We start from the raw sequence: 12,322 nt of genomic DNA, 5'->3' as shown, positions 1-12,322 counted from the left end.
CATCTATTAGTAGATAAACAAGTCAATGCTTTGCAGGGAAAAAATTTATTTATCCTATATTTTTCAGTAAATACTGCATTTATACGCCGACTGATGTAAAGAACTCGTAATTTTTACTGTTATATGTGTATACTTTGAAAAGCAGCAAGATGATGAGGTGAAAGTATGGCGGGTGTGTTAGCTTCAGTCGATCAACGCACACAGTTGGTAGGTGAAAACCGGCTTGAATTATTGCTATTTCATTTACACAGTCGACACCTGTTCGCGCTTAATGTATTTAAAGTCAAAGAAGTAGTAAAACTACCTCACTTAAACAAAATGCCTAATGCCCACCCAAAAGTAGCAGGTGTTACTAATATTCGCGGTGAGTCCATCCCTGTTATCGATTTACGACAAGCGATCTGCATGCCCCCTACTGAGTACGACGATGATAGCAACCTCGTCATCACTGAATATAACCGTACCGTTCAAGCTTTTCTGGTGGGTAAAGTTGACCATATCGTCAATACAACATGGTCAGATATTATGCCTACGCCCAAAACAGTCGGCCGCAATCACTATTTAACAGCTTTGACAAAAGTACAGCGTGATGGTGTAGAGCACATTGTAGAAATTATCGATGTGGAAAAAGTACTCGCTGAGATCATTGACTATGACATTGAAATCCCTGAAGGCGTGCTCGATCAAAGCATCTTAAATCAATTTCAAGGTCGTAAAATTCTCCACGCGGATGACTCTGCCACTGCTCGCCGTCAAGTCTCTGATACCTTGGCACAAATTGGCATAGAGATCATTCCAGCAACGGATGGTCAGGAAGCACTTAACTTATTGAAGCACTGGGCCGATGAAGGCATTGATGTCAATAAAGAACTGATGGCCGTGATCACAGATGCTGAAATGCCCGTGATGGACGGCTATCGACTGACCTATGAAATACGTAATGACGATAGACTAAAGGACCTCTATGTCATACTCAATACGTCATTAAGCGGCAGTTTCAACCAAGCCATGGTTGAGAAAGTCGGGTGTAATGCATTTTTATCTAAATTTCAGCCCGACTTATTAGTTCAAGAAATGCAGAAGCGTTTAAAACAAATTTTAGGCTAAAAACTGTATAAAAAGACAGTAACAATAAAAATAAATATAATTTAATTTCAACAGCTTAATTTTAAGCACATCAAAATACACGCTGAAAACTGGGCTTTAAATGCCTCGCTAGGTATACTTTGGCCTTACTTTTCGAAATAGGCGCAAAGATGGACGTATCTGAATTACTTGACGGCTTGAATGACAAGCAACGTGAAGCGGTTGCTGCACCGCTCAGCAATATGCTTATTCTGGCTGGCGCAGGCTCTGGTAAAACCCGAGTACTCGTGCACCGTATTGCTTGGCTAATGCAGGTGGAGCACGCCTCTCCTTACAGTATTTTCGCTGTAACCTTTACCAATAAAGCTGCCAAAGAGATGCGTACGCGTGTTGAAGAAACACTGCAAAGTCCAGTAGGTGGTATGTGGATCGGCACCTTCCACGGCTTATCACATCGTATTTTGCGCGCCCATCACAGAGAAGCCAATTTACCTGAATCCTTTCAAATCTTGGACTCAGATGACCAACAACGCATGATCAGACGCCTGCTTAAGGCAATGAATATCGACGAGAAAAAGTGGCCAGCTAAGCAGCTTAGCTGGTATATCAGCGCTCGAAAAGATGAAGGTTTGCGACCCAAAGATATTCAAGCCTATGATGCCAGTGAGCAACTTATGCTCAACGTTTACACCGCTTACCAAGAAGCGTGTGATAGAGCTGGCCTAGTAGATTTTGCCGAAATACTGCTGCGTTGTTACGAACTACTTCAGCAACAACCTACGCTGCTGCGTCATTATCAACAGCGCTTCAGACATATGTTGGTAGACGAATTCCAAGATACCAACAGTATCCAGTACCAATGGTTACGCTTACTTGCCGGTGGCGATAACAACATTATGATTGTCGGTGACGATGATCAAAGCATCTACGGCTGGCGCGGTGCTAAAATTGAAAACATCAAACGCTTCTTAAAAGACTTTGATGCCGATACCATTCGCCTTGAGCAAAACTACCGCTCGACAGGCACCATTTTGAAAGCCTCCAATGCCCTCATTCAAAATAACTCAGAACGAATGGGTAAAAGCCTTTGGACAGATGGCACACAAGGGGAGCCAATCTCTATTTATGCCGCTTTCAATGAATTAGATGAAGCGCGTTTTACAATAGGCAAAATTAAATCTTGGCTACAAGATGGTAATGCGCTGACAGACTGCGCCATTTTATACAGGAACAATGCGCAATCTCGTGTATTAGAGGAAGCCCTTCTACAAGAAGGCCTTAAGTATCGTATTTATGGCGGCATGCGCTTCTTCGAACGCCAAGAGATTAAAGATGCGCTATCTTACTTACGTATTATCAGCAACCGTAATGATGATGCTGCTTTTGAGCGCGTGATCAATACGCCAGCACGCGGGATTGGTGACAAAACCCTGAGTCATATTCGTGATTGTGCACGAAACGAATCCCTGCCACTGTGGTATGCAGCCAAAGCCGTCATTGAGCAAAAACATTTGGCAGGACGCGCAGCCACCGCTGTCACCCGATTTATTGAATTAATCGAGCAGTTAGATGAAAACCTAGTTGAACTCGAACTTGCGGAACAAGCCAAAACCACAATTGAACACTCAGGCTTATTGGCCATGTATCAAGCTGAAAAAGGTGAGAAAGGCCGCGCCCGAGTAGAGAACTTAGAAGAATTAATCAATGCATGTGGCCAGTTTGAACTACCAATAGAGGAAGAGTTTAGCTCGCCATTGCAAGGCTTCTTAGCCTATACCTCACTCGAGTCTGGCGAAGGCCAAGCCGATGAGCACGAAGATGCAGTGCAAATGATGACGCTGCACTCGGCCAAAGGCCTAGAGTTTCCACTGGTCTTTATGGTGGGTGTAGAAGAAGGTATGTTCCCATCACAGCAAAGCCATGAAGAGTCTGGCCGCTTAGAAGAAGAGCGTCGACTGTGCTATGTCGGCATGACACGTGCCATGCAAAAACTCTATATCAGTCATGCAGAAAGCCGCCGTTTATATGGTCAAGAAAAGTACCATAGCCCGTCTCGATTTTTACGTGAACTCCCTGAAGATTGCACCGAAGAAATACGGATTAAAACCCAAGTTTCCAGACCTGCGACCACTAATCGCTTCAGTGCATCGGTTAGTCATGCAGCATTTGAAGACAGTGATTTTAACCTCGGGCAACGAGTATTACATGCAAAGTTTGGTGCCGGTACCGTGCTCAATTATGAAGGTGTCGGTGCGCAATCGCGCATTCAAGTCAACTTCGACGATATGGGCACCAAGTGGCTTGTAACGGCTTATGCAAAACTACAAGCACTATAACCTCAGTGCATTAAAGCTCGCATTAAAAGAGGCAAGACATCGCCAACTGCTACTGCTTTGCGGTAGCAGAAGCTGGGGTCATGCTTATTATCAGCAACTAGCCCAAAATGAAGAACAGCTTATTCTGAGTGATGGTAGCACCTTGGACAATGCCGTTTGGCCACAACATCTACACCAGATCTTAGGTCAGGAATTCAATTTTGTGCTGTACGATGGCTACAGCGGCCTCATCCCCAATAAACTCGCGGCGTGCACTGGCACAGTCAAATCTGGTGGCCTGTTAGTGCTATTGCTACCTGAATTATCAAGCCTACAGTTGTGGTGTGACCCAGCGCTTACGCGCTGGCTTTCTGAAGGCGATCGCGCCACGCATAGTCCTTTTTTAAAACGCTTAGCACACCAAGTAAGACAGCAAAACTACTGGGTAATTCATGAGTCAGGTGAGGTCAATCTCCCTACTCAATACTGCGCGAATAAATCCCCTTTAGACCTGCAATCACAAGCACATCTAGTCGCCCAAATCACAGCACATTTTCAACGCACATTGCACACACCGGTCTTACTCAGTGCCGATAGAGGACGAGGAAAATCAGCAACGCTTGGACTAATTGCCGCCGCATTCTCAGACAAACAGGTTGTGTTATGTGCTCAGCAACGCCGTGCAGTACAAAACGGGTTTAAACACTATGCACATACCCTTGAGCTCAAAGAGCCGGCGGTAAATCAAAACCAGTGCCAGTCACTATCTTACATGCCACCAGATATTGTGCTCGCAACTCAGCCTCGATGCGACATTTTGCTTATCGATGAGGCGGCGGCGATACCTGTACCAATTTTGAAAAAGTTACTCGCCTTATATCCTAGCGCCGTTTTTGCCAGTACCTTAGTTGGCTATGAGGGTAATGGTCGCGGCTATACTCTGCGATTTAAAACACATATCAAAGCCCAGCATCCGTACTTTTTAGATTTGCATCTAGCCGAGCCGATCCGTTATGCCAGTGGTGATCCATTAGAGCAGCATATGCGCCAACTACTGGCTCTGGACAGTCAGTATCCGGAAATCGTTCCTACATTGAGTGCGCTTGAATATAGTGAAATTAGTCGCGAAACGCTTATCCACGATGAAACCTTGTTGCGGCAAATCTTTGCATTGCTGGTTTTGGCGCACTATCAAACATCAGTCAACGACTTGAGGCAGCTTTTAGATAGTCCCAGTAATCGGCTATTTGTCGTCAGCCAAAATCAGCAACCTGTTGCTGTATGTTTAGTCAGTTTAGAGGGCAACTTAACGCCTGAATTAGCCAGTAAAATTGCACTCGGTGAGCGCCGGCCAGCCGGTCATTTAATGGCGCAACAACTCACTCAACTATTAGGCAACACCCAGTTTTGTACTTTACAAGGGGCGCGTATAATACGCATTGCGGTGGCTCCATCACACCAGAAGTTGGGGATTGGCAGTGAATTAATACGCTTTATCATGACACAGCTAGACAGCAGAGTGAGTTATTTTGGCAGCAGTTTTGGCGCACAATCCCAGCTTATGAATTACTGGAAAAAGCTCGGTTTTAAGCCCTTAAAATTAGGCTATAAACAAGATAAAGCCAGCGGTGAATACGCGGTATTAGTTGTGCACAAAAATAGTAAAATTATCATAGATGCAGAGCAAGATGCTTTTGCAGAGCAACTTCACTTCGCTCTGAGCGGTTTATACGCCAATTTGCCATGGGCATTAGTGTACACATTCCTAAGTACACTGCCCGATAAAGAATTATCTGATACATTGACTAAACAACTCAGTTACTTAGCCAGTAAAACGGCAACAGAACAACAAATTGCACCTGTAATACAGCAAGTTATAAAAAAGCAGCCCAGTATCATAAATTCGCTTTCAAGGATTGCCCAACAGCAGGTAATTCAACTATTATTACAAAGACATCAGCCAAAAGAATTAGCCAAATCACTAAAATTAGAGTCTAAAAAACAATTACAGCTGGCCTATCAGTCACTGTTATCGGAAGTTTATGCTGAAATTACTCGTAAAAACGGCCCTTATTAGCACGTTATTCACCTTGGCCGCACAGACTACGGCAGAGCCCAAAGAGCACATAAAATTAGGCATGAGCGTCGCATTAAGTGGGCCCGCTAGCCACATCGGCCAACAACTTGAACGCGGCCATGAACTTTACTTTAATTATGCTAATCAACAACAAGACGCTGAGCAACCACATATCCAGCTTATTGCGCTTGATGATGGCTACGAGCCTAGTCGCGCAGTTGACAATACGCAATACCTTATCAGACATCAGCGCATAGATGCCCTAATCGGCAATATGGGCACACCGACCACACATGCAATCAAAGAAATTTTAAAGCGCCATCAACTCCCTCTTTTGATGCCTTATACCGGCGCAACATTCTTGTATCAAAATCCAGGCTTTCCCATTTTTAAACTCAGAGCAAGCTATCTCGATGAAGCCAGGGAACAAATTCGTTATCTCGTAGATGAACTTGGGCATACGAAAATTGCGTTATTTATTCAAGCGGATGAATTTGGCCTTACACTTGAAAAAAGCCACCGCCAAGCACTCAAAGACAAAGGCATTGAGCCTGTTGTCATCGCTCGGTTTCGCCGCAATACCAATGATGTCGCAAAAGCACTAACGCAGATTTTAACCACACAGGCAACAGCCATTGCGATGATTGGCACCTACGAGCCACTTGCTGCATTTATTAATCAAGCACACAGGGGCGGATTTAGAGGCACCTACACCAGTGTTTCATTTGTATCCTCTACCTCTTTGTTTTCGAATATCATAGTGCCTGCACATGTTATGGTCACAGAAGTATTACCTGACCCCCACACTTGCCATGGACATATTTGCGATTTATTTCGCAACTTGTCCAAAACACATAAGCAAGCAATGACGCACCAGTCCTTTGAAGGATTTGTAAATGCTTACTTATTTTCTCAGTCTCTTAAACACTGTGACTACACCAAACTATCCGCATGTATCTCCACAGCTATGCCACACACTCTAAATACAGATCTCGCACTGCGAGCACTATTAAAGCAACAGCAAAAAAGTACCGCACAACGTCCGGTATTTAGGTCTTATTTAAAATATTGAACTATGCTTAGCCCAAGCAACTAATGTTTGAGGTAAACATGGACCTGATTAATTTTAGAGTAGGAAAAAAAACAATATCGCTCAAAATTTTAGACATCTTATTAACTGAACGCTATGAAGGAAACCTCACTTCATTGCCCAATGACAACCCAAGTTTCTTGGGGGTTAAAGATTACATGGGTACGCCCACCCCAATCTTTGATTTAGGGCTGATTTTAAACAACCAATCTTCGTACGATACCAACCAATCTTTGGTTGAACTATTACAGCAAAGAGAGCAAGACCAAAAAGCATGGCTTTCTGAGCTCGAGCTCAGTGTGCATAATGACGTCCCCTTCACTAAAGCCAGAGACCCCAAGCAATCAGAGTTTGGCAAATGGTTTTATAACTTCAAAACGGACAATGAAGACCTAAAAGCGATTTTAGCGCGCTTTGAAGAGCCACATACTCGCTTGCATGCTATCGCCGATGAGATATTGGTCTTTTCCAGTAAAAACCAAAAAGAACAAGCTATTGCCTTACTAGAAAAAGAAAAGCTCACAACCTTCACTAAACTAATACGACTGTTTGAGTCTGCCAGAGATCAAATCATTCTCGATCACAAACCCATTATCGTCTTTACCACGGAAAATGGTCAGCAACCACACATAGGGTTATTAGTAGATAAAGTGGAAGATAATATTCATTGTGATGAATCAGATATTAAACCGCTGCACGAGATGACCAATATCGGTTTTGATATTGACCCGCAAACCAAAAAAATGATGAAGGGGCTGATCAAGCAAGGCGATAATCACAGCTTAGTATTAGACCCAAGTGCCATTTTTAGGCCTGAGCACTTGAAAGACTATGCGCCAATAGAAACGGAAGAATATGGCTTATTTTAATAAAGCAACATAAATAAAAACGCCGCGTAGTACGCGGCGTTTTTGGTATTTGTAATGAAGTTTTATTTAGCTTGACGGCTTGCGCGCTTACGCTCACTTTCAGTCAATAGCTTCTTACGAATACGGATGCTTTCAGGCGTTACTTCTACCAGCTCGTCATCATCGATGAACTCAAGTGCTTGCTCAAGTGTCATTACGATTGGTGGCACAAGGTTTTGCGCTTCATCTGTACCTGATGCACGAACGTTTGTTAGCTGCTTACCTTTAAGCGCGTTAACTGTTAAGTCGTTATCACGTGCGTGAATACCGATGATCATACCTTCGTATACTTCAACACCATGACCGATGAATAGTTTACCACGGTCTTGTAGGTTGAATAGTGCGTTAGTCAGTGCTTTACCTGCCGCGTTTGCGATAAGTACACCGTTCTTACGCTGACCAATGTTACCGCCTTTGTGAGGGCCGTAGTGATCAAACGTGTGGTACATTAGACCAGAACCAGACGTTAGCGTCATAAAGTCAGTTTGGAAACCGATAAGACCACGTGAAGGCATCATGAAGTCCATACGGATACGGCCTTTACCATCTGGTGCCATGTCAGTCATTTCTGCTTTACGAAGACCAAGTTGCTCCATAATAGAACCTTGGTGCTCTTCTTCAACGTCAACCGTTACTGTTTCGTACGGTTCTTCTAACTGACCATCTACTTCACGAAGAATTACTTCTGGACGAGATACAGCTAGCTCGTAACCTTCACGACGCATGTTTTCGATTAGGATACCTAGGTGAAGTTCACCACGACCTGATACGCGGAAGCTATCTGGGTTATCAGTTTCTTCAACACGAAGTGCTACGTTGTGTACAAGCTCAGCTTGAAGACGCTCAAGGATGTTACGTGATGTCACGAACTTACCTTCTTGGCCTGAGAACGGTGATGTGTTTACAGAGAACGTCATTGTTACTGTTGGCTCATCAACAGACAGTGCCGGTAGTGCTTCAACTGCATTTACATCACATACTGTGTCAGAAATCTTCAGCTCGCCAAGGCCTGTGATCGCGATGATGTCGCCCGCTTGCGCTTCTTGCGCTTCGTGACGGTCTAGGCCTAAATAAGTCAGTACTTGACCAACTTTACCATTACGTGTTTTGCCATCCGCGCCAACAATTGTTACCTGCTGGTTTACTTTAACAGTACCGCGCTTGATACGACCAACACCGATTACACCAATGTAAGAGTTGTAGTCTAGCTGAGAGATCTGCATTTGGAAGTCGCCAGCTGGATCTGCGTCTGGCTGCTCTACCTGCTCTACAATCGCTTCAAACATAGGTTGCATGTTGTCAGACGGCTCGTCTAAATCAAGTGTAGCCCAACCGTTGATAGCAGATGCGTAGATAACTTGGAAATCAAGCTGCTCATCTGTCGCGCCTAGGTTATCGAATAGATCAAACACTTGATCCATAACCCAGTCAGGACGTGCGCCTGGCTTGTCAATTTTGTTGATAACTACGATAGGCTTAAGGCCAAGAGCAAACGCTTTTTGCGTTACAAAACGCGTTTGAGGCATTGGGCCTTCTTGCGCATCTACTAGTAGAAGTACAGAATCAACCATTGATAGTACACGTTCTACTTCACCACCAAAGTCGGCGTGTCCCGGGGTGTCTACGATATTGATGTGGTAGTCGTTCCACTCAATGGCGGTGTTTTTCGCCAAGATTGTGATACCACGCTCTTTTTCAATATCATTTGAATCCATTACACGCTCTTCGTTGCCACCGCGTGTCTCTAATGTGCCAGACTGTTCTAGCAGCTTATCGACTAGGGTAGTTTTACCATGGTCAACGTGTGCGATAATCGCAATATTTCTTAACTTTTCAATGCTCATTACTGTTACTCAGAGAAGTTGGCCTTCAGTGATCCTAGTCGATCCACGCAAAATTGCGCACCTAAGATACCGTTCCACAATTAAAGGTCGCGTATTATCCCCTAATAATGTGACAGATGAAAGTTTATCCAGAGGATTTTTTTCTTCTTTACTGTAATTTACTGCTTAAATCCGCTGATTTTTTGCCTGTTGTTTGTTCCTGTACAAAGTACTAAACTGCGTCACAAGCCCCTAGAAAAATGGGCAAAAAGAAAAACAAAGGAACGATATATGAAGTCACAGTCTCTGATTTTGATTGTGGAAGATAACCGAGAGGTGAGACTCGCGGCACGATTTGTACTGGAGGATTTCGGCTATCAAGTCGAAGAAGTCGAAAACCCCGTACAAGCACATGAACTTCTCTCCCATACCCACCCAGCTTTAATCATGCTAGACATGAACTTTGATCTCGACTCTACCTCAGGTGAAGAAGGACTCCGGTTTCTTCGAGGGCTCAAACGAGACGCCATCGACATTCCGGTGATCGCCATGACCGCGTGGTCAAACACGGATTTAGTGGTGCAGGCGATGCAGCTGGGCGCTGTCGATTTTATTGAAAAGCCTTGGCAAAACCAGCGCCTCGAGCAAGTAATTCAACAACAACTAAAAATATCAGGACTGCAAAAAAGTAATTCAGCTCTCAGCCAAGCTCTCACACCAAGTGAGGATGAACCCATCTGCCAAAGCGCGGTTATGCAGCAATTGATGGCTCAGCTCAGTGCCGTGGCGCAAACAGATGCCAACATCCTGATAACCGGTGAAAATGGTGTGGGGAAAAGCCACATTGCCACTTGGGTCCATAACCAATCTTTGCGAAATGCACAGCCGTTTATTTCACTCAATATGGCAGCCATTCCTGAACAGCTATTCGAAAGCGAGCTATTCGGCCATGTTAAAGGTGCATTTACAGATGCCAAGTCTGAGCGCGTTGGCCGTTTTGCACTAGCCGACAAAGGCACCTTATTTTTAGATGAGATAGGCACACTGCCTCTCACTCAGCAAGCCAAACTACTGCGAGTACTTGAAACTGGTGAATTTGAGATGGTGGGCTCCAGCAAAACCTTAACCAGTGATGTACGGCTTATCAGCGCAACCAATGCTGAATTTGAACAACTCATTACCAAAGGGGAATTCCGACAGGATTTATATTACCGTCTCAACACATTCGCGTTTACCATTCCTGCATTGCGAGAGCGTATCGATGACATTGTGCCACTCGCCCAGTACTTTTTAGCCAAGCATGGTAGTAAGTATCATAAGCAAAATGTCACTATAGGCCCTTGCGCGCAGCAAGCATTGATACAATACAGCTGGCCTGGTAATACACGTGAGCTAAGTCACTTAATGGAAAGAGCGGTCTTACTTTGCCAAGCCGGTATTATACTTGCCACTGACCTACATTTGCCGAATACACACTCTAGCAATGTTGTCAGCTCACTCCCTGAGATGACATTAGAACAAGCCGAAAAGCAATTAATTGAGCAAGCGCTGAATAAATTTGAAGGCAATAAAAACAAAGCAGCACAACAGCTCGGGATCACCAAACAAGCACTGTATCGACGGTTAGAAAAATATGCCTTTGCAGAATAATAGCTTAGAGAGCTTTTGGAAACGGCAGTGCCTACTGTTAATGCTCATTCAAATCAGCTTGCTTTTTGTTTGCTGGCAGTTTGGCTTTTCTCAGCCAAAGCCTATTTTTAACATAGTAACTCTCGGAAGTTTAGTCACGTGGATTATCACAACTATTTGGCTATTCCATCGAGTTATTGTACAGGTGAAGTCCTCATATTTACGCAGTACAACCCAGCTTGAGTCTTGCCAAAATCGAGATTTTAGCCAGCAAGCTAAAGCACGCTTTACCACAGGTGTGATTGGTGACTTTCATCACCAACTGAACAAACTAAGTAATGACTTACTCACTTCAAAAAACAATGAAGATAAGGACTCTTTCTTACTACTTCGTCTTGTTAAGCAATTGAACACGCCTATTTTAGTGTTTGACGAACGTCTACAACTGAGCTTTGGCAACCAAGCATGCACAACATTATTCAATCAACCTTGGCAAACCTTACGCTTTACCAGCGCTGCACGACTCGGTTTAGGCAACCAACCAGATTGGCATTTCACAGATGAAAAACGCCAACAACGCTGGCAAGTACGTCACAGTAACTTTAACCACAACGGCCATACCTATCATTTGTTGGTCATGACGGACATTCAAATTGCGTTGAGAGAGCAAGAGCTTAAAGCATGGCAGCGCTTGATAAGGGTCATTAGCCATGAGATACGCAATTCCTTAACCCCTGTCAGTACCATGCTAGAGAGACTTCGGCATAGGGCAAGCAATGAGCGAGATAGTGCTGCTTTTGATATTATAGTAGAGCGCTGTGAGCATCTGGCTGAGTTTGTTAAGCGCTATGCACAACTGCAACAAAGTGTCACGGTAAAGGCCACAGAGCAGCCTTTTTCGCAGCTTTGCATAGAACTCAGCGCCTTATTTCCACAGGCAAATTGGCAACTAGAGGGTCAACACCTCACGCTCAATTGCGATGTGACGTTACTCAAACAAGTGCTTATCAATTTAACTAAAAATGCACTGGAAGCCTGCTCAGACAGACCTCAACTCACGTTATCACTGAAACTCAAAAATCGCACTGCGACAATTTGTTTAACAGACAATGGTCATGGCCTCATTAACACCGATAACCTGTTTGTGCCTTTTTATTCAACTAAAGAACATGGTGAAGGTATCGGTTTAATGTTATGCCAGCACCTGACGGAGCAAATGAACGGTCAATTGCAATTAGTTAATCGTGCTGATGGCCAACGCGGCGCCAGCGCCTTTATCACATTAGTGCAACCCACTCACTAAGCGTCCGAATTTAATAAAGCAAAGTCCGGTTTCGGACCTTGCTTTGTTTTCTCAATCGCCCAAAAACATAAAAAACAAATAAAAACATACG

Annotated in this window: 8 protein-coding genes; 7 read left to right on the top strand and 1 reads right to left on the bottom strand. The window is 44.1% G+C overall.

Features of this window, described 5'->3' with window-relative positions; translation table 11 throughout:
• Nucleotides 1-165: 165 nt before the first annotated feature.
• The 5 genes from S4054249_RS01140 (at nucleotide 166) to S4054249_RS01120 (ending at nucleotide 7,437) form a co-directional block, all read left to right on the top strand.
• On the top strand, nucleotides 166-1,107 hold the full coding sequence (locus S4054249_RS01140) for a chemotaxis protein CheV (protein ID WP_046358412.1): 942 nt from the start codon (nucleotides 166-168) through the stop codon (nucleotides 1,105-1,107).
• 149 nt (nucleotides 1,108-1,256) lie between these two features.
• Nucleotides 1,257-3,422, top strand: a complete 2,166-nt coding sequence (gene uvrD, locus S4054249_RS01135) for a DNA helicase II (protein ID WP_046358413.1) — start codon at nucleotides 1,257-1,259, stop codon at nucleotides 3,420-3,422.
• A complete protein-coding gene (locus S4054249_RS01130; protein ID WP_046358414.1) occupies nucleotides 3,400-5,478 on the top strand; it encodes a GNAT family N-acetyltransferase in 2,079 nt (692 codons plus the stop codon). Before uvrD ends, S4054249_RS01130 begins: the two co-directional genes overlap by 23 nt.
• Nucleotides 5,444-6,550 carry an ABC transporter substrate-binding protein gene (locus S4054249_RS01125; protein WP_046358415.1) on the top strand — a complete coding sequence of 369 codons (1,107 nt, stop codon included), beginning with the start codon at nucleotides 5,444-5,446 and terminating at the stop codon, nucleotides 6,548-6,550. The genes S4054249_RS01130 and S4054249_RS01125 overlap by 35 nt, the downstream gene beginning before the upstream one ends.
• Nucleotides 6,551-6,588: 38 nt before the next feature.
• A complete protein-coding gene (locus S4054249_RS01120; protein WP_046358416.1) occupies nucleotides 6,589-7,437 on the top strand; it encodes a chemotaxis protein CheW in 849 nt (282 codons plus the stop codon).
• A gap of 62 nt (nucleotides 7,438-7,499) precedes the next feature.
• On the opposite strand, the gene typA is transcribed toward S4054249_RS01120, so the two are convergent.
• On the bottom strand, nucleotides 7,500-9,320 hold the full coding sequence (gene typA / locus S4054249_RS01115) for a translational GTPase TypA (protein ID WP_039607527.1): 1,821 nt from the start codon (nucleotides 9,318-9,320) through the stop codon (nucleotides 7,500-7,502).
• Between the two features lie 270 nt (nucleotides 9,321-9,590).
• On the opposite strand from typA, the gene S4054249_RS01110 reads away from it, so the two are divergent.
• Complete coding sequence (locus S4054249_RS01110; RefSeq protein WP_046358417.1) at nucleotides 9,591-10,949, top strand: sigma-54-dependent transcriptional regulator; 1,359 nt, start codon at nucleotides 9,591-9,593, stop codon at nucleotides 10,947-10,949.
• A gap of 184 nt (nucleotides 10,950-11,133) precedes the next feature.
• Nucleotides 11,134-12,231 (top strand): sensor histidine kinase, encoded by a 1,098-nt coding sequence (locus S4054249_RS01105; RefSeq protein WP_235611262.1) that lies wholly within the window; start codon nucleotides 11,134-11,136, stop codon nucleotides 12,229-12,231.
• Nucleotides 12,232-12,322 lie beyond the last annotated feature (91 nt).

The sequence above is a fragment of the Pseudoalteromonas luteoviolacea genome (assembly GCF_001750165.1).
Taxonomy (GTDB): Bacteria; Pseudomonadota; Gammaproteobacteria; order Enterobacterales; family Alteromonadaceae; genus Pseudoalteromonas; species Pseudoalteromonas luteoviolacea_G.
The sequence above is the reverse complement of the archived record's forward strand: the minus strand, read 5'-3'. Positions and strand labels throughout refer to the sequence as shown.